The sequence below is a fragment of the Haemophilus sp. SZY H35 genome, assembly GCF_018829705.1.
GTDB classification, from domain to species: Bacteria; Pseudomonadota; Gammaproteobacteria; order Enterobacterales; family Pasteurellaceae; genus Haemophilus; species Haemophilus haemolyticus_K.
Map to the genome: position 1 here is coordinate 197,098 of NZ_JAHKJZ010000003.1, position 19,925 is coordinate 217,022.

At 37.7% G+C, this 19,925-nt stretch carries 17 protein-coding genes and 2 pseudogenes; 2 read left to right on the plus strand and 17 right to left on the minus strand.

Features of this window, described 5'->3' with window-relative positions:
- Window positions 1-16: 16 nt before the first annotated feature.
- The 6 genes and pseudogenes from KP710_RS06865 to gpt form a co-directional block, all read right to left on the minus strand.
- Window positions 17-769 (minus strand): hypothetical protein, encoded by a 753-nt coding sequence (locus KP710_RS06865; protein WP_215771029.1) that lies wholly within the window; start codon window positions 767-769, stop codon window positions 17-19.
- The gene (locus tag KP710_RS06870) at window positions 759-2,186 is read right to left on the minus strand and encodes a phospholipase D-like domain-containing protein (protein WP_215771030.1); all 1,428 of its coding nucleotides are present in this window, start codon (window positions 2,184-2,186) and stop codon (window positions 759-761) included. Before KP710_RS06870 ends, KP710_RS06865 begins: the two co-directional genes overlap by 11 nt.
- Window positions 2,187-2,199: 13 nt before the next feature.
- The gene (locus tag KP710_RS06875; protein ID WP_215771031.1) at window positions 2,200-4,038 is read right to left on the minus strand and encodes a hypothetical protein; all 1,839 of its coding nucleotides are present in this window, start codon (window positions 4,036-4,038) and stop codon (window positions 2,200-2,202) included.
- 108 nt (window positions 4,039-4,146) lie between these two features.
- Window positions 4,147-5,007, minus strand: a pseudogene (locus tag KP710_RS06880) (YifB family Mg chelatase-like AAA ATPase); the annotation flags it as partial.
- Window positions 5,008-5,121: 114 nt separating this feature from the next.
- Entirely contained in the window at window positions 5,122-5,739 is a 618-nt protein-coding gene (gene yihA, locus KP710_RS06885; protein ID WP_005632793.1) for a ribosome biogenesis GTP-binding protein YihA/YsxC, read from the minus strand.
- A 140-nt stretch (window positions 5,740-5,879) separates the two neighbouring features.
- Window positions 5,880-6,347, minus strand: coding sequence for a xanthine phosphoribosyltransferase (gene gpt / locus KP710_RS06890; RefSeq protein ID WP_048953410.1), 468 nt, complete (start codon window positions 6,345-6,347; stop codon window positions 5,880-5,882).
- A 106-nt stretch (window positions 6,348-6,453) separates the two neighbouring features.
- On the opposite strand from gpt, the gene pepD reads away from it, so the two are divergent.
- Window positions 6,454-7,911, plus strand: a complete 1,458-nt coding sequence (gene pepD, locus KP710_RS06895) for a beta-Ala-His dipeptidase (RefSeq protein ID WP_048953408.1) — start codon at window positions 6,454-6,456, stop codon at window positions 7,909-7,911.
- Between the two features lie 75 nt (window positions 7,912-7,986).
- On the opposite strand, the gene gnd is transcribed toward pepD, so the two are convergent.
- The 10 genes and pseudogenes from gnd to KP710_RS06945 all read right to left on the minus strand — a co-directional run bounded on the left by gnd (window position 7,987) and on the right by KP710_RS06945 (window position 16,731).
- Window positions 7,987-9,441: a decarboxylating NADP(+)-dependent phosphogluconate dehydrogenase gene (gene gnd, locus KP710_RS06900; RefSeq protein ID WP_215771033.1), complete on the minus strand. Its 1,455-nt coding sequence runs from the start codon at window positions 9,439-9,441 to the stop codon at window positions 7,987-7,989.
- An 82-nt stretch (window positions 9,442-9,523) separates the two neighbouring features.
- Window positions 9,524-9,955, minus strand: coding sequence for a toxin-antitoxin system YwqK family antitoxin (locus KP710_RS06905; RefSeq protein WP_111407771.1), 432 nt, complete (start codon window positions 9,953-9,955; stop codon window positions 9,524-9,526).
- Window positions 9,956-10,112: 157 nt separating this feature from the next.
- Window positions 10,113-10,271: pseudogene (locus KP710_RS06910) on the minus strand (GNAT family N-acetyltransferase); the annotation flags it as partial.
- 16 nt (window positions 10,272-10,287) lie between these two features.
- Window positions 10,288-10,620, minus strand: a complete 333-nt coding sequence (locus KP710_RS06915) for an avidin-fold protein (RefSeq protein ID WP_009499570.1) — start codon at window positions 10,618-10,620, stop codon at window positions 10,288-10,290.
- 65 nt (window positions 10,621-10,685) lie between these two features.
- Window positions 10,686-11,078, minus strand: coding sequence for a GNAT family N-acetyltransferase (locus KP710_RS06920; RefSeq protein ID WP_048953403.1), 393 nt, complete (start codon window positions 11,076-11,078; stop codon window positions 10,686-10,688).
- A gap of 33 nt (window positions 11,079-11,111) precedes the next feature.
- Window positions 11,112-11,810 carry a 6-phosphogluconolactonase gene (gene pgl / locus KP710_RS06925; RefSeq protein WP_048953402.1) on the minus strand — a complete coding sequence of 233 codons (699 nt, stop codon included), beginning with the start codon at window positions 11,808-11,810 and terminating at the stop codon, window positions 11,112-11,114.
- An 88-nt stretch (window positions 11,811-11,898) separates the two neighbouring features.
- On the minus strand, window positions 11,899-13,383 hold the full coding sequence (gene zwf, locus KP710_RS06930; protein WP_048953401.1) for a glucose-6-phosphate dehydrogenase: 1,485 nt from the start codon (window positions 13,381-13,383) through the stop codon (window positions 11,899-11,901).
- A 75-nt stretch (window positions 13,384-13,458) separates the two neighbouring features.
- Complete coding sequence (gene cysQ / locus KP710_RS06935; protein WP_048953400.1) at window positions 13,459-14,268, minus strand: 3'(2'),5'-bisphosphate nucleotidase CysQ; 810 nt, start codon at window positions 14,266-14,268, stop codon at window positions 13,459-13,461.
- 4 nt (window positions 14,269-14,272) lie between these two features.
- Window positions 14,273-14,689 (minus strand): HI_0559 family membrane protein, encoded by a 417-nt coding sequence (locus KP710_RS06940; RefSeq protein ID WP_048953399.1) that lies wholly within the window; start codon window positions 14,687-14,689, stop codon window positions 14,273-14,275.
- 53 nt (window positions 14,690-14,742) lie between these two features.
- Window positions 14,743-16,731 carry an OPT family oligopeptide transporter gene (locus KP710_RS06945; RefSeq protein ID WP_048953395.1) on the minus strand — a complete coding sequence of 663 codons (1,989 nt, stop codon included), beginning with the start codon at window positions 16,729-16,731 and terminating at the stop codon, window positions 14,743-14,745.
- Between the two features lie 206 nt (window positions 16,732-16,937).
- Between KP710_RS06945 and hslR the strand changes: the two genes are divergently transcribed.
- Window positions 16,938-17,336, plus strand: a complete 399-nt coding sequence (gene hslR / locus KP710_RS06950; RefSeq protein WP_106013682.1) for a ribosome-associated heat shock protein Hsp15 — start codon at window positions 16,938-16,940, stop codon at window positions 17,334-17,336.
- A gap of 55 nt (window positions 17,337-17,391) precedes the next feature.
- Here hslR and gyrB read toward each other — a convergent pair whose 3' ends face one another.
- Entirely contained in the window at window positions 17,392-19,812 is a 2,421-nt protein-coding gene (gene gyrB, locus KP710_RS06955) for a DNA topoisomerase (ATP-hydrolyzing) subunit B (RefSeq protein WP_215771034.1), read from the minus strand.
- Window positions 19,813-19,925 lie beyond the last annotated feature (113 nt).

Here is a 19,925-nt window from a genome sequence, read left to right on the forward strand (position 1 = left end):
GCAGCACGTAATTTAATCACTTAGGCAATACAAATGCACCGCTTTGAATATAGTAATTATCAGCATCCATGATTGTACTATTATTAAGTGTATCACCTTGATAAATCTTATATTTGCCACTATTTATTATTTCAGCAAGTTCTTTATTTTTTATCATCCCAACAACTTGCAACTTAACTTCTAGTGATTTTGCCATTACTTCGATAGAATCTTCTGTAAGACTTTGAGGGTTAATTTTAAGATTCGTTTTAACTCTACAAAGCACAATATAATCATAAAATCCTCTACCATCCTTATCCTTATTGGGGATGTAAATAGCTTCGTCTTTTGTTTCTGTTTTTGTTACGCGCCAATCTTTCACTTCTAGTAATAGCAAGTTACCGAAATCTTTTGTTGTTTTCACGGCAACCTTAATTTTTTCGTTGTTATTGTCTGTAAGTATAAAATCAGAAGAATCCCATTTACCTAAATCAAAACAATCAAAATCAATTTCTGATATTTCTAATTTACCCCTCTTTTTACACCAATTATAAAATGCTACTTCTCCCATTTTTCCAATGAATATATCTTGAAATATCTGTTCTTTATTTCTTTTTTTTACCCCACCTGTTCTATGATCTCTATGTTCACCATGCGCTCCATAAGTCATATTCCAACAAAACTTTAAACATTTTCTTATATCATCTTCGGTTGCTTGTACGTTCTCTTCAAATGGTTTTTTTTGATTAATCATGTGCGAACATAACATTCGTTCAAATTTAGTTGTCATCTTCATAATCCTCACGAATAAGCTCAGGTCTTAAAACAGGAATTTTTGTAATTTTGTTATCCCTTTTTAGTTTAAAAATCTCTTCTTTATGTTCAAATTTCCATTTTTCATAATCTAAATAACTGCAAACATCTACTTTGAAGTTGTTATTATCGATCTTAGTTATTTTTATTGAATCAATTTCTTTTTCATCAAGAATATCTCTGGTGAGCATTTCATATTCTTTAAGCCCAAATATACTAAATAACAACCATTTACCTAAAATTGATTGAGGGTTAGTTTGCAAGGATTTTCCATCATCTTGAGTTATTTTAGCGGTAATCATCGTGCCATTAGGAAGGTGTAAATTGAAATGTGATTTACTCCTTGATTCTCTATCCAGTGCATCAAAACCGAAGAAATTAGGAAATAACTGATGGATATATTTCGGGATATGCGCATAAGCTTCGTATGCTGGTCTAGGAATATTGCTACCTTTATTTTTTGAACTTGCTAAGGATGCATTAAATGCAGATTTTTCATTAACATCATAAGTATCATCATTGTACAACGGCAATATTATAAAGTTATCACTTTTGTCAAACGATGGGATAATCGGTAAATTTTGAGGAATTTCTAAATCTAAAGATGTATCAAATGTTGATTTCTCATCAACTAAATAAGTATTGTCATCGTGCAATGGTGGCATTACAGAGCAATCTTTTTCATTAGAGGATGGTTCAGAGTTAAATATATTTTCTAATATATAAAATGGATCATCGTGTATATCAATTTTTACAGATAGAATTCTCTCATTTTCAGAAGCATCAAACCTTTTAAATAAGGTGCTTTTGCTCATATTAAAAATGTAATCATTTTTTCCATCATTAAAAGATATAGACGAGTCTCTTTTATATATATCTTTAATGTTATTTATGTCAATTTTTTCATAGGGAGATTCTATTATATAAAAACAATTGGTATCTCTAGTTATAAAGTGATATATATCCAAATCTGTTTCATAAAGTCTTTTATCATCATCAATTCTATTATTTCTAAGTTCTGCTATTCTATGAACTAAATCAACATCTTCCCCTGCTTCAAATAATTTTCTGAGTTCTCCACTCTTTTTATTAAATTCCGCTACTTTTTGATTTGAGAAATCTGAATTATGAATCCAAGTTTTTAACCCTACTCCAATAGCCTTATCACCAATCCTAACGATAGCATCAAAAGCACTATCTTTTCTAGTAATCCCTTGAACCTCAAAACTATTTATAAATGAAATTTCATGGTTCCTATAATGAAGGTATGGTTTTTTTCCGTTCTCACCATCTAAATCTTTAAATAGCCCACTAAGTATCCCAAGAATACTTATTCTATTGATATATTTATCTTGTTTCTCTTTATCTAATTGCTTCCATAGAATATTTGCCATAATTTAGATTCCATTAAAGTTTAATTGTATTTTTATTCAGATTTTTTGTTGTTAGTTTATTTATAGCGTTATACACCCAGTTACTACTTTGGGCAGTAGGGTGTCTAAACGTTGATATTTTGGTTTGATATTGATTTTGTTCTAAAATGTACTCTGTTGGTAGCTGCTCTTTAAGAATAACTTCACTTAGTATTTCCGCTAATTTACTGCTTTGAATATCATTAAGACTGATGAAATCTTCGTCACAGCTTTCTTTGTAGGCGATGCCACTCATTGAAATATCGTGTGATTTTTGAGAAAAATCTATGATATAAAATGTTTCGTTACCAAGCACGATACGAATCACAAATGCAATTTCAGGGTAAGCAAATGCGGTATCATGCTCTAGCGATAAAAACACTAAATTGTCATCATCACGATAGCCCAAATTTGGGGTAAACCAATGTGCGGTTCCTCGATTTAATGAAGCAAAAGCTTTTGCCATCTCCCACAAGCGGAATAGTCTTATATCTTTATTCTCCGCCGAATCATCTAGGTAGCACACAGCTAGCCCTGTTGTGCCTTCTTTACCGTAATAATCCCCGAATCCAGAAGCATTAGCTTCTTTTGGTAATAATGCTTGTCTTTGAGGTGGATTGTTGTTTTTAGATTCAAGTTTGATTTGGTTGATAATTCTTTGTTTACCTAAGTTCTCAAACAGTTTCTTAATATCTTGTACGGTTCTATTATCGGGTTCGCTATCTACAATCTTATTGGCAAGACTTTCTGTTTCTACTTCTCGTTTATATCGTTTAATTATTGGCTTTTCCCCGTTTTCAGGTAGAGATCCTTCACCATCTGCTTTTTTGTTTCGATGTAATACAAGTGTAATATCATCACCTTCAGGCTGGTTTATACCAATGACTTCTGCACACAATACAACGTCGCCTAACTCAATCCCACGAATTTTAAGTTGCACAGGTTGAGTGTGCCAAAATGGAACATTAATAGAAATATGAGTTTGATGTGAGAGAAGTATTTCCTGAATAAGTTTCTTTACTTTATATAATGTAGTTAGGTCATATTTTAGATGGTATAGAAAGATAGCGTCTTTCTTTACGAAATGTTTTGGTAAAAGAACGTGTTTTTGAGAATGTAGAGATGCTTCGTTTTCGTCTAAATAAAAACGTTCTCTAACGTTATCCCAGTTATATGTCGCTAAGATTCTCTTTATATCTGCCGACATTCCATAATGACTGCAAAAAAGCTGTAATGGGTGAACAATAAAATCCGTACCTTCTTGCTGAATTTTGATTAGCTGATTTTGGTCGTATCTATAATTATTACAATCTGAATCAATGGTGTATAAGTTGGGTTCAAATGGGGTGCTACGTCTTTGATGTTTTGTATCGTTAAAAGAGCAATAGCTGACGTTATCTTTTTCTTCGCTAACTTCTTGATTAGCTGTAATGAGATATTCTTTTAATTGTACTTGTTTTATTGCTTTGCCATTTTTCCAAACACTACCGATAGAGAAATAATGAAGGACATTGATAGGAACGGTAATGTACAACACACTAAGTTTATGCCCATCTCCATAAGTAGGGCGAGTTAAATTTACCAGCTTAATCTTAACGTTTGCTTGAGTGTTTTTTTGATGAAAAATCAAATTGTCATCATACCAAACAACGATATATTCATAAGAAGGGAAATACCAACTGCTACCTTGAATTGGTGGTGTAGGTTTTGGATTTAATTCTTTGTGGTTATCAGGATATTTGAGTTTGTTGAAATATGCTGAAAAATCAGGACAGAAACCGTCATAAGGTTCGTAGGTAACTTCATTTATGGTAAGTTTATTTACGAATGACATAATCTATATCCTTTTCATACACTTAAAACGGATTTTTAGATTATAAATGATCTTATATGCTAAGTGCCAATTATTTATATAGTTTGACGGTGTTTTATATATTTAACACCCGCCTCCAACTAAAGCAGGCATTGATGCACTATGGTGCGGTGAGCGAAAAGGACGTTGTTTCCAATTATGAAAATTTAGCTCATTTTGAACTAAACTCGTTACAGATGCCGTTTCTATCGCTTCTAAATCAGTCATTTCAGGTAAAAGCCCTGTCAATCGGCTAGCTAACATGGTTTTCCCTGTGCCAGGAGGACCAAGAAAGAGCAAGTTATGCTGACCAGCGGCGGCAATGGTCAATGCTCGTTTGGCATGCTGTTGACCAATAATATCCGTTAAATCTAATGTATTTTTACCCGAAAAATTTACCGCACTTTCTTTCACAATTTCAGTGGCAAGGGGTAATTTTTCCTGACCGTTGAGAAATTGCACCACATCTAAAAGCGTTTGCGCAAAATAAGTATTTTGATCAGAAACAAGCGAGGCTTCATTGGCATTTTGTTTCGCGATAATTAACTCTCGCTTTGACTTTTGCGCAGCAAGAATAGCAGGAATCACACCATGCACACCACGCAATTGGCCCGTAAGCGCAAGCTCAGCCACAAATTCAAATTGCTTTAAGCGACTCGCATCAAGCTGCTCCGATGCGGCTAAAATTCCAATGGCAATAGGCAAATCAAATCGACCACCTTCTTTCGGCAAATCCGCAGGGGCGAGATTCACAGTGATACGCTTGGCTGGATATTTAAATTGTGCATTCATTAACGCACTACGCACCCGATCTTGTGCCTCTTTCACCGTCTTTTCGGGCAAACCAACAAGCGTAAATCCTGGTTTTCCGTTGCTTAAATGCACCTCAATGGTGACAAGCGGTGCTTGCACACCCATAGAAGCACGGCTGTAAACAATAGCAAGGGACATGATAATCCTTAAAGTGCGGTAAAAATGAAAATAGTTTTTGCACTATAAAAAAAGCACATAATGAAATCATTCATCATGTGCTTTTCTTGCGATCTAGATCGCAAAATTTACATTTTATTCCGCAAAAAGTGGCGAAAACCAAAAATCTAATTTCGCTGCAAGTTTATCAATACCAATTTTATTTTGTGCAGAAAAGGCTTCTACTTGAATATCACCTTGGAATGGAAGAATCGCTTCGCGCACCATTTTCACTTGTTTACTACGTGCACTTTGACTCAATTTATCGGCTTTAGTAAGCAATAAAAGTACTGGTAAATCTGCTGAAACCGCCCATTCAATCATTTGTTGATCAAGGTCCTTAAGCGGATGGCGAATATCCATCAGCACAACCAATCCCGCCAAACATTCGCGTTTTTGCAAATATTCACCTAATGATTTTTGCCATTGGATTTTCATTTGCTCTGGTACAGCTGCGTAGCCATAGCCTGGTAAATCCACCAATTTACAATTTGGTTCCACTTCAAATAAGTTAATGAGTTGTGTGCGCCCTGGTGTTTTTGAGGTACGGGCCAAATTTTTTTGATTGGTTAATGCATTAAGTGCGGTCGATTTTCCCGCATTTGAACGACCCGCAAACGCAATTTCAATGCCCGTATCTTCAGGAATAGAACGAATATTCGGCGCACTCGTTAAAAAGTGAGTTTTATGGTAATTAAGTTTAATTTCAGACATAAGGATTCCTTTTAAAATTGCGCTTAGAATAGCATAAATAATCCTGTTTCCGAAATGACACGGATTAACTCAAAAGGTAAATTAAGAGATAAAAAAATGCGAAATCAAAGAGATTTCGCATTCAAGTCTAAAGAATAAACTTATTTTCTTGCAAGAGGCGGTACAAACATTAATCCTAAATCCCAAGGCTGTTCAATCCAAGTATTTTGAGGAATATCAATCACATAATCATCAACTAGTTCTGCCCCTGCTGGTTTTGCAAATACTGTCACAAATTTTGCATTTGGATACATTTCACGGATTGCACGTGCCGTATTACCTGTATCAACTAGATCATCAACTATGATGAAACCTTCCCCGCCATTTGGTACCTGTGCAGCGTGAAGAACCTGCAATTCACCTTGATTATTGTGGTCATGATAACTTGCAATACAAACGGTTTCTACGTGGCGAATGCTTAACTCGCGAGCTAATACAGCAGCAGGGAATAAACCACCGCGACTCACAGCAATAATACCTTTCCATTGGGATGCTGGAAGTAAACGCTCTGATAATTTACGAGCATGCATTTGGAACATATCCCAAGTCACCACATATTTTTCACTCATTTTAATACCCTAAATTTTGTCAATAAATAAAAATTGCGTAAGGATAACCTGAAATAGCATTTTATGCTATTATTTCCTCAAACTTTTTCGATAAAAAGGAGAAACTATGTCTGAAATTACAACGCTTCAACCCGAATTGCTATGGAAATGGTTCGATCAAATTTGTGCAATACCACATCCATCTCATCATGAAGATACACTTGCAAACTTTATTGTTAACTGGGCAAAAGAAAAACATTTTTTTGCAGAACGTGACGAGGCGGGTAATGTTTTAATTCGCAAACCTGCAACAGTAGGTATGGAAAATCGCACACCTGTTGTATTGCAAGCCCACTTGGATATGGTACCTCAGGCTAATGAAGGTAATCCCCATGATTTCACTAAAGATCCGATTCGTCCTTATATTGATGGCGATTGGGTAAAAGCACAAGGGACAACGCTTGGTTCCGATAATGGTATTGGTTTAGCATCTACATTAGCCGTTCTTGAAAGCGATAACATCGCACATCCACCACTTGAAGTCCTTCTTACCATGACAGAAGAAACAGGAATGGACGGTGCATTACACCTCCGTCGTAATTGGCTACAATCGGACATTCTTATCAATACTGACACTGAAGAAGTCGGAGAAATTTATATCGGTTGTGCCGGAGGGATTAATGCCAATTTATCAATACCAATTCAATGGGAAAACAACACTTTTGAACAATCAATTCAACTCACATTGAAAGGTTTGCGTGGTGGACATTCAGGTTGCGATATTCATACTGGACGAGCTAATGCAATCAAAGTTATGGCTCGCGTATTAGCGAAACTTTCACAAAACACTTCTCCTTTCCAGCTTGCAGAAATTCGTGGTGGTTCAATTCGAAACGCTATTCCTAGAGAAGCTGTTGCGATTCTAGTTTTCAATGGCGAACCTCATGCTTTTGAAAGTGAGGTAGAAAAACTAAACATTTTATTAAAAGAAGAATTATTCATTGCTGAACCTAACCTTAAGCTTTTCTTAGAATCAGCGGAAAAACCACAATCTATCTTTACCTTAGAATCAACAGAAAAAGTCATTCATTTATTAAACGCGTTACCTAACGGCGTCATTCGTAATAGCGATGTAATCAAAAATGTTGTCGAAAGTTCACTCAGCATTGGGGTATTAAAAACCGAAGATCACAGTGTGAAGGGGACTATTTTAGTACGTTCATTAATTGAAAGCGGTAAAGATTATGTAACAGAATTATTAACCTCTGTTGCCAACCTTGCGGGTGCGAAAACTGAATTTTCAGCACCATATCCAGGTTGGAAACCAGTCAATGATTCCTCCATATTAAATCTTACCCAAAAACATTATGCTGCAGTGTTAGGAAAACAACCTGATATTAAAGTCATTCATGCGGGTTTGGAATGTGGATTACTCAAAGAGCATTATCCTAATATCGAAATGATTTCTCTAGGACCAACTATCCGTAATGCGCATTCACCAGATGAGAAAGTACAGATTTCTACTGTCGCAACATACTGGAATGTATTAGTAAATGTATTAGCTGATATACCAGTTAAAGCTTAATAAATAATAAAAAAGAGATAAAAAAATACCGCACTTTAATATCTCAAAGTGCGGTAATTTTTATCGATATTTTAACTACACATCATAAGTGGTAGAGGCTGTATTCCCACCTCGACCTGTCCAGTTGGTGTGGAAGAATTCACCACGTGGTTTATCAGTACGCTCGTAAGTGTGTGCACCGAAATAGTCACGTTGTGCTTGCAATAAGTTTGCCGGTAAACGGGCTGAAGTATAGCCATCTAAGAAGGTAATCGCAGAGGCCATACAAGGCATTGGGATACCCACTTCGATCGATTTTGCCACCACTTTACGCCAGTCGCTTAATGCGTTTTCTAAAATGCCTTTGAAGTAGCTATCTGAACCTAAGAAGATTAAATCTGGATTTGCTTCATATGCATCCCGAATGTTGCCTAAGAAACGGCTACGGATAATACAACCTTCACGCCATAATAATGCGGTTGCACCGTAGTTGATGTTCCAGCCAAATTGTTCAGAGGCTTCACGAATCAGCATAAAGCCTTGTGCGTAAGAAATAATTTTAGACGCTAATAAGGCTTTGCGTACTGCTTCAATCCACACTTTTTTATCACCTTCAACCAGTTGAATTGTTTTGCCGAATAATTGGTTAGCGGCAACACGTTGATCTTTAAATGAAGATACGCAACGAGCAAAGACAGATTCAGTGATTAAGGTTAATGGAATACCGAAATCTAATGCATTGATACCCGTCCATTTACCAGTCCCTTTTTGGCCAGCTGTATCTAAGATTTTTTCAACTAATGGTTCACCATCAGCATCTTTATAACCAAGAATATCGGTGGTGATATCGATTAAATAGCTATCAAGTTCAGTTTTTTTCCATTCTGCGAAGATAGCTTGCATTTCTTCATAGCTTAAGCCTAAACCTTCTTTTAAGAATTGGTAAGCTTCACAGATTAATTGCATATCGCCATATTCGATACCATTGTGAACCATTTTCACAAAGTGGCCAGCGCCTTCACCACCAACCCAGTCACAGCAAGGCTCACCTTGTTCGGTTTTAGCTGAGATTGCTTGGAAGATTGGTTTGACATATGGCCATGCTTCTTGGTTACCACCCGGCATGATAGAGGGGCCATGACGCGCACCTTCTTCACCACCAGAAACCCCCGAACCGATAAAGCGAATACCTTTTTCCGCTAATGCTTTTACACGACGGTTAGTATCAGGATAGTTTGAGTTACCGCCATCAATGATGATATCGCCTTCTTCTAAATGTGGCAGTAATGCCTCAATGAATTGGTCCACCACATCACCCGCGCGCACCATTAACATCACTTTGCGTGGTTTTTCTAATTTAGCGGCCAAATCTTCCAAAGAATAAGCACCGATAATGTTCGTGCCTTTTGCCGCACCTTGTAAAAATTCATCCACTTTGGATGTGGTTCGGTTATACGCCACCACTTTAAACCCGTGGTCGTTCATATTTAAAATGAGGTTCTGCCCCATAACGGCTAAGCCGATAACACCGATGTCGCCTTTTACTGACATTGTTTTCTCCTGTTGTAGGGTACAAGTTGTTGTACCGATTTGAATATGTTGGTGCAATAAGTTGCACTCTACAAAATAAATTCTATTCTTTAATATCTTTAATCAAAGAACCTTTTTCATCATAGACTTGAAATCGAATTAGATGTCCATTTTTATAAAAAATTTTTGTTCTTAACTTACCTTCTTGCGTATAACCTTCAGACCATCCTTGAGCTAGTCCTTTTACCAATGGTGTATGAGAGTGCAATTTCCCATTAGGGTGATAAACATCAAAATATTTATCTACATACCCATTTTTTACAACTGTTTTAAAAGTTCGACCATTACTTGCAGTTCCTGTAAATTCACCATCTTTTATATTAGCAGGAACTTGTTTTTTAGAGATCGTTCTCATACTTTCAGGAATATCACTAATCTGATTAATTTCAGGCTGTGAAGAAGTAGTCTTGTTATTATCTGTCACACATGCGGTCAATATGAGAGATGCAAATAATGTTACTAATATTTTTTTCATATTTTTACCCTAAAAAATAAATGTTATTAAATTAAAAACCCTATGATAGCGCGTGTCTCCTGACGCGTGCCTTTATCTACAAGCATACGTTATGAAACGTGCGCTATCAGTAATCCATCTTCTTTCTACGCAAAAGTGCAGCCACCTTTCCAAGTATTTACCTCTTCGTCCACGCACTCATATGTTGAGTAAATCCAATATATGGATAATAATCCACTGCTTGTGGAGCAGATAAAAGCACGATTTTGGCTTGTGGATGTAAGGCTTGCTTAGTGTATTCAATTAACTGCAAGATGATACCTTGTTTCAGATATTCTATAGCAAAACTTCTTTTAAATTTCTCTAATCAAAGAGCTACCTTGCTCTAACGTGTCTAGCCACTGCCATTTTTCATAGCCGATGAGTTTACTCTTTTCTAAAGAAAATGTGGTACAACAACGCCCCAAACGGTTTTCTAGAGATTGATTTAAATGTTGATACGTAAATTCAATTTGAATATCGTCAATCCATTTCCCAATTAAGAAGCCTTTTAAAATTTCACCGCCACCATATTCGGCCCAAATCATTTTACCTTGTTGATGGTAATGAAATTCTGTTTGGCTACTCACTTCACCATTTGCGGTGTTTTCAACAGCAACAAATTTTTTATTATCTAAATTCAACATTAAGTCACTCCGCATCTGATGTATCTATATTTTAATCTTACTTTAATCCATACAATGCTAATAAATTAACTCTTCGTCCATGCACTCATATGCTGCGTAAATCCAATATGTGGATAATAATCCACGGCTTGTGGAGCCGATAAAAGCACAATTTTGGCTTGTGGATGTAGGGCTTGCTTAGTGTGTTCAATCAATTGCAAACCGATACCTTGCTTTTGATATTGTTCATCAACCGCTAAGTCAGATAAATAACAGCAATAGGCAAAATCCGTCACGGAACGTGCTAAACCCACTAATCGTTCACCATCCCAAGCGGTCACTAATAAATCCGCATGGTGTAACATTGCTGCGACACGTTTTTCATCCTCTAACGGACGGCGTGCCCCGAGCGTTGTTTTATTTAGCAATTCAATAAATTGTTTAACTGAAATCGGTTCATTCACTTTGTAGTCTATCATTTTGCAAGCCTGTGATATTGGATACTCAACTTGTTATAGCAATTTCGCTGCCACTTTATCCAAATACCATTCCGTTACACCATTTTTTGCTTTAATTTTTGCTGCAGGGTAAAGTAGATTATCGGCTGGAGTCGTTTGGATTTCTTTTAAAATATCTGCTTTGCTTTCACCTGTGACTAAATAGGTAATGCGTTTGGCTTGTTCAATAAGTTTAGCTGTTTTAGAAATGCGAATTTGACCACTTTCAGGGTGCTTAGCAATGACAGCTAGGTTTTTATCATCAAAATTGGTTTGATGTGGGAAAAGAGAAGCGGTATGACCATCAGTTCCCATACCTAAAATGATCCAATCAAAAACACCGTTTGGAATGACCGCACTTAATTCTTCTTCGAAACGTTTGAGCTCAAAGTGCGGTTCATTTTCACCGCGAATTCGGTGAATATTTTCTGCTGGAACTTGAATATGATCGAATAAGAGTTTTTGCACTTCGCCATAGTTGCTTTCAGGATCGGATGGTGGAACCATGCGATCATCACCCCACCAAAAATGCAGATTTTTCCAGTTAATTTGTTCCGCATAAGGCGTTTTGGATAAGGTTTTAAATAACAACTTAGGTGTTGAACCACCGGAAAGGGAAATATGTACGGGATGATTTAATTGGCTATAAATCACAAATTCTTGGGCAATTTTATCGACTGCGTGTTGAGCCGTTGGGAAGCTGATATAGTTCATTGATTTTCCGTAAGGTGGGCTTTAGCCCATAATTTATTATGTTAGATATTAAGAGTGGTGGGCTAAAGCCCACCCTACATTAGATTAATTAAACTTTTTTCTTCATTAAGCCTGTCGGTTTACGCCAAACCTTACCTTGTTTTGCGATTAATTTATCGGCTGCCACAGGGCCCCAAGTGCCAGCTTCATATTCATGAATACGACCACCATTAGCTTTGTAATCTAAAATCGGTTGCACAAATTTCCACGCGGCATGCACAGCATCAGTACGAGCAAATAATGTTGCATCGCCTTTCATCGCATCTAACAATAAGCGTTCATAAGCAGTTAATACTTGTGCGCCTGCTAAATCTGCATAACGGAAATCCATTGATACTTCTTTCGCTTCAAAGCCTGCACCTGGTTTTTTCAAACCAAAACGCATTGAAATCGCTTCATCAGGTTGAATACGAATAATCAATTTATTCTCTGGTGCATTTTGGCTGAATACAGGATGTGGCGTAGTTTTAAAATGGATCACAATTTCCGTCACCCTTGCTGGTAAGCGTTTACCTGTACGGACATAGAATGGCACACCAGCCCAACGCCAGTTTTCAATTTCACAACGTAATGCGATGTAGGTTTCAGTGCGAGAATCTGCCGGTACGCCTTTTTCTTCTAAATAGCCATTTTCCATTTTGCCGTTAATTTCAGCCGCAGTGTATTGACCTAAAACAAGGTTATGCTCCATATCTTCTACAGTTAATGGACGCAAACTATGCATCACTTTTGCTACTTCATCACGCATTGAATTCGCATTAATAATCGCTGGTGGCTCCATTGCCACCATCGCTAATACTTGCAATAAATGGTTTTGGAACATATCTCGCATTGCACCAGAACCATCATAATAGCCACCGCGCTCTTCCACGCCAATAGATTCTGCACCCGTAATTTCTACATAATCAATGAAATTTCGGTTCCAAAGCGGTTCAAACCAACCATTTGAGAAACGTAATACGAGCAAGTTCTGAACGGTTTCTTTACCTAAATAATGGTCGATACGATAAATTTGGTGTTCTTCAAAGAAATGGTGGATTTGTACGTCTAACGCTTGCGCTGTTTTTTCATCGTAACCAAAAGGTTTTTCAACAATAATACGTTTCCAGCCATATTCTTCCGTATTCAAACCATGTGCAGCCAAACACTCAGGGATCACGCCATAAAGACTTGGCGGAGTGGACATATAGTAAAGGGTGTTACCACAGGTTTTATATTTATCATGAAGATCATCTAAACGTGGAACAAGTTTGCCATAATCTTGAGCATCCGAAGTATTCACTGCTTGGTAATAAAGATGAGAGCAGAAAGCATCTAAGGTTTCTGGTGTTGTTTCTTCATTATGGATTAAGGTCTCACGCATTTTTTCGCGGAAAGTTTCATCGTTCAAGTCAGAACGCGCAACACCTAGAACGGAAAAGTTTTCACTCAAACGCCCGATTTTGTAGAGATTATAAAGAGCTGGAATGAGTTTACGGTGAGTTAAGTCACCAGACGCGCCAAAGATGACGATACAGTTATTATCAGTTTGCATAATTATTCCTTATAAGATTCCGAGTAATATCGGAAAATAATGCCGTATTCTAGAGAAAAAAACCAATCGAACCAATCAATTAAATTGAAAGACAGAACGCCAATCGAGCGATTGATCGCCCACCATGACAAAATGCGGATTAATCAAGGTTTCACGTTGGTTATAGGTTAAAGGCTCAAAATGAGAGTCAAAAATGGCACCGTGAGTTTCACCCAGTAGGACTTCAGCGCCAGCGGTATCCCATTCACCAGTTTGTCCTAAACGAACATAACAATCTACTGCACCTTCAGCCACTAAACCACTTTTTAAGCTACTTGAACCCACTACAACAAATTCACTAGGAAAATCCTTCGGTAAAATCGACCTCACTTTTTCTTGTGAAGTGGTTGCACCTACCGCAATTCGTAAAGGGCGGTCAAAATTCATCGTGGTTTTAGTGAGTTTTTTTACCTGATCCAGTTGTTTTTTAAATGCGCCGAAATCACGCATTGCATAATAAGTTGTCGATAAAATTGGTGCATGAATAATGCTTAATACTGGCTTATTTTTACGAACTAAGGTTATCAACACAGAAAATTGATCGGCACGATTAATAAATTGTTGTGTGCCATCAAGAGGATCAATTAACCAATATTCTTTCCAATTTTTACGTTCTTCAAAGGAAATATGACAATTTTCTTCCGAAAGAACGGGGACATTAGGAAAAAGTGCAGTCAATTTTTCTGTTAAAAATTTGCTCACAAAAAGATCCGCTTCCGTCACAGGTGTATTGTCTTCTTTCAATTCAACATGAACCTGTTTTTGATAAAACTGTTGCAAATGCTTACCCGCTTGGTAAGCAATCAGCAATACTTGGTTAAGTAAATGTTCGTTTAACGTGAGCATAAAATTATTCTCTTGTTTTTGGCAGCAACCACGGCATCACAAATAGAGCATAAAACACCATTCCGCATGTGCTTATTAGCCCGAGGGATAATCCCCCTTCGGTTAACCAGCCCCAAAAGGAAGTTTCTTGTTCACCGAGCAATAGTAAATAAAAATAAGATGCCATATGGCAGTAAACAAATGAAATGATCGATGAAACTAATACAATCGAAGCAATGTTATAACGTGTGTAACGGAATTTTGCAGCTAAAAGTGCGGTTAAAAATGCGGGAATTGTAGCAAGAAGAAATGCTGTGAGAGCATAGCTAGAAAAAGGAACGATAACGCCACTTGAATCATCATCGAACCAAATCAAAAGTGCGGTGACGATTACTTGTAAAATTAGAGGAAAAAAAATAAGTGTTTTTAAATAAGATTTCATAATAAAAAAATAGGCTATCCCAAAGGTAGCCTATTCTAAAATAAATTTAAGGATTAATCAGATTTTTTCGCACGTAATACGCGAGATGCAAAAATCACAATGCCCACGATAAATACGATTAAACCTAACCACTCGCCAATAGTATCCCAGTTTTCAAGATTTAAGGATAATGGCGCTTCAGAACCACCGGTAGTAACAGAAGCCGCAATAATGAATGCTAAAATCACCCCCATTAAGCTTTCACCTACAATTAAACCTGCAGAGAAAAGGGTACCGAAACGTTCTGCTTTAGCTGACACTTCTTTGTTACCAAGTTTTGCAATATGGCGAGTCATGATCCACGCTAAGAATGCACCGACAATCACAGGCATATTAATTGATGGTGGTAAGTAAATACCAATCCCCACGGCAATAACTGGCAAGCCAAAGACTTTGTTGCTAACTTTTTTCAAGAATGCATCAATCGTAATTAACACAGCCCCCAAAACCACACCAGTTAAGATGTAAGTCCATTCCAATTTATTGGTGAAAATACCTTGAGAAATGGTGGTCATTAATGTTGCTTGTGGTGCAGATAGCGCTTGTGAAGGATCCATATCTGGGCGTGGCAACGCACCGCTGAAACCATACGCATGATATAAGATTTCTAATACTGGTGCGATAACAAGCGCACCGACAAAGCAGCCGATAATTAATGCGACTTGTTGACGCCAAGGTGTCGCATCTACTAATAAACCGGTTTTTAAATCTTGCAAGTTATCATTAGAAATCGTTGCGGTGGTTAAAACAATTGACGCAGTAAAGAGTGTAAGTGCGGTTAAAAATTTCTGACCATCTACGGTTTCAAATAATCCTGATGCATTACCGATTGACACCAATACCAATGAAATCACGATAACAGAAATAATCCCGATACCAGAAATTGGGCTTGAAGATGAACCTACTAAACCCGCCATATAACCAGAAGCTGCGGCCACGAAGAAGCCGATAAATACAGCTAAGAAAGTACAAACAACCACTAATAAAATGGAAAGCTCAGGTGAAATCGGTGCAGCTGCGATAAAGTGATGTAATGAAATAACAATCAACACAACTGTCGCGATTAAGATATAACTCATTGTTTTTGGAGAAAGGTCGATATCAACGCGATGCTCAGATTCAGCCTGCCCACCTTTCAACATACGGAAAGAATGTAGCATCCCCTCAATCATTGGTTTCATTAAAATCAGCAATGTCCAAATCGCTGCAATACCAATCGTACCCACACCAATAAAGCGTACTTTCGTTTTCCAAACCACCATTGCTGCATCAATTAAGCTTGCGTCTGCCGCGATATCACCTGACATCGTGAAATATGGCACAGCCACACCCCAAGTCAAAATAACACCGATTAACATCGCAATACCGCCTACGATACCAATTAAATAACCGGCACCCAGCAAGGCTAGTGAGAAGCCCATTGGTAATTGGAAAGCTGCTTTACCAGTTTGAATCCAAGCGCTTGCACCATCAGCCATCACGCGTAAACCGTTCGTTAAAAATGCAACTAATCCCGCTAAAACACCACCGTAAGCAATATCTTTCACGCCGCTGTCGCCATCCGCATGATTACCCGCTTTTAAAATTTCTGCAGCCGCTACACCTTCAGGATAAGGTAAATCACTGTTTACCACCATCGCACGGCGTAATGGAATGGTGAATAACACGCCCAATGTACCACCCGCAGCACAAATCAACATAGTTTGCCAGAATGGGAAGTCTTGCCAGTAACCCATCATTAATAAGCCTGGTAAGACGAAGATCACAGAAGAAAGTGTCCCCGCTGAAGATGCTTGTGTTTGCACCATGTTATTTTCAAGAATACTAGAATCTTTGAAAAATTTGAGTACCGCCATAGAAATGACAGCCGCCGGAATAGATGACGCAAATGTCATCCCCACTTTTAGACCGAGATACACATTGGATGCAGTGAAAATCACTGTAATCAATGCGCCGAGGATGATCCCTCGAAAGGTCAATTCTTTTAAGTTTTCGTTATGCATATGTTACATCCTTAAGTAAAAAAAAGAGAACACTTTAAAAATCGCAAAAAACGCATATTTTTTCAAGTACTTTTAATCTTAACTTTATTCAATTAGAAAATATTTAAATTAAGCGGTATTTCTCTTTCCTAATTTAATAAAAATGCAATAAATAAGATTTGTGATACTATCTTATTCAATAATAACGTAATCCCAAAGGTAAATTCATGACTAGCAAAGAAGGTGTCCGCTTAGATAAATGGTTATGGGCAGCACGTTTTTACAAAACTCGTACTATCGCCAAAACCATGATTGATGGGGGAAAAATACACTATAATGGACAAAGTGCTAAAGTTAGTAAAATTGTAGAACTAGGGGCATTAATAAAATTACGCCAAGGGAATGAAGAAAAAGAAGTTGAAGTACTTGCATTAAGTGATCAACGTCGTGGCGCACCTGATGCACAATTACTTTACCGAGAAACTGAAACAAGCCTAAAAAAACGTGAAGAAATAGCATGGGCTCGTAAAAATAATGCATTATCTATGCCCCATCCTAATCGTCACCCAAATAAACAAGAAAGACGTAATTTACTAAAATTTAAACACCAAGATCACTTTGAATAAAAAAATAACCGCACTTAATCTTACAAGCATGGTTATTTTTCTTACTATATTTCGATTAAATATCTAAATTTGCTCTTAACGCATTCAGCTCAATGAACTCACGGCGTGGCTCAACTTCATCTCCCATTAAGGTCGTGAAGAGTTGATCCGCTGCAACAGCATCCTTAATAGAAACTTTCAACATACGACGTGAATTTGGATCCATTGTAGTTTCCCAAAGTTGATCTGCGTTCATTTCACCAAGTCCTTTATAACGTTGAACTTCAAGGCCTTTACGAGATTCTTTTACCAGCCATTCAACGGCTTGTTCAAAGCTACGCACTGGTTGTACTTTTTCACCACGAGTAACATAAGCGCCTTCTTCCAATAAACCATTGAGCTGTTTATTAAGAGAAACAATTTTTGCGTATTCGTTGCCGTGAACAAAATCAAAATTCAAGAAATAATCTGTATCAATACCGTGTTTACGAACAGTAATCACCGCTTCATACACTTGGCGTTCCGCATTAAATTGTGTACGTACTGAATATTGATGCGCTTCTGTTTCTTTTGCAGTCAGTTGTTCAACAAAAGATTTACCCCAATTTTCAACCGCACTTTCGTCTTTCATCATTTCAACAGAAATTGGCGACTGATAAATTAATCCTTGCAATACAGGGTCTGGATAATGGCGACTTAAGCGACCGATAAGTTTTTGTACGCTGTTATATTCTGCCACCAATTTTTCAAATACAAGGGCATTCATTGCCGGTGCATTTGCGCTAATATGTAATTCTGCGCCATCTAACGCAAGCGTTAATTCATATTGCTCCATTTCATCCGCATCTTTAATGTAGCGTTCTTGTTTTCCTTTTTTCACTTTATAAAGTGGCGGCTGAGCAATGTAAACATAACCACGTTCAATAAGTTCAGGCATTTGACGATAGAAGAACGTTAAAAGCAACGTACGAATGTGAGAACCATCCACATCAGCATCAGTCATGATAATAATATGATGATAGCGTAATTTATCAGGGTTATATTCATCACGACCAATACCGCAACCTAAGGCAGTAATCAATGTTCCCACCTCTTGGGAAGACAACATTTTGTCAAAACGTGCTTTTTCTACGTTTAAGATTTTACCTTTCAATGGCAAAATTGCTTGAGTTTTACGATCACGACCAACTTTTGCAGAACCACCCGCAGAGTCACCCTCTACCAAGTAAAGTTCAGAAAGTGCAGGATCTTTTTCTTGGCAGTCTGCAAGTTTACCCGGTAAACCTGCAATATCTAATGCCCCTTTACGGCGCGTCATTTCACGAGCTTTGCGTGCTGCTTCGCGCGCACGAGCGGCCATAATAATTTGATTTACAATGATTTTTGCATCTGCAGGATTTTCCAATAAATATTCCTGCATTTTTTCATTCATCGCAGATTCCACCGCACTTTTAACTTCTGAAGACACGAGTTTGTCTTTAGTTTGCGATGAGAATTTTGGATCAGGCACTTTAACTGAAATAATCGCCACCAAACCTTCACGTGCATCATCACCTGAAGTCGCCACTTTTTCTTTTTTCAGCATACCTTCGTTTTCCATGTAGCTATTTAAGCTACGGGTTAAAGCCCCTCGAAAACCTGCAAGATGAGTACCGCCATCACGTTGAGGAATGTTATTGGTGAAGCAATACACGTTTTCATTTACACCATCATTCCACTGCAAGGCGACTTCTACACCGATGCCATCTTTTTCAGCTGTAAAATAAAATGGTTTTGGATGAATTGGGTTTTTATTTTTGTTTAAGTATTCTACAAATGCTTGAATACCGCCTTCGTAATGGAAATGGTCTTCAGAGCCATCACGTTTATCAATTAAACGAATAGATACGCCTGAGTTCAAGAAAGAAAGCTCACGTAAGCGTTTTGCTAAGATTTTGTAATCAAAGGTTGTGATAGCAAAAATATCTGAGCTTGGCCAGAAACGAACCGTTGTCCCCGTTGCCTCTGTGTCACCAATCACTGTTAATGGCGCTTGTGGCTCACCTAAATGATAGAATTGCTCATGAACGTGACCTTGACGACGAATGGTTAACTGTAATTTATCAGAAAGCGCATTCACCACTGATACACCTACACCGTGTAAACCGCCCGATACTTTATAAGAGTTATCGTCAAATTTACCGCCAGCGTGAAGCACGGTCATGATAACTTCTGCTGCAGAAACGCCTTCTTCAGGGTGAATATCCACAGGAATACCACGCCCATCATCTTGTACCGATACAGAATTATCATCATGAATTGTCACGATAATATCGGAACAATGGCCAGCGAGGGCTTCATCAATGGCATTATCCACCACTTCAAATACCATATGGTGCAAACCAGTACCATCATCAGTATCACCGATATACATACCTGGACGTTTACGCACCGCATCAAGGCCTTTTAATACTTTAATGCTCGATGCACCATAGTTATCATTGGTCGTTTCTGACATAATTTATCTCATTCTTTTGTAAATAAAAATTGGGTGGGATTATAGCAAAAAATCGCCGTTTTGGCGATGCTTTTCGGGAAAGGAAAGATATAAAAAAGGGCGAATAATCTCGC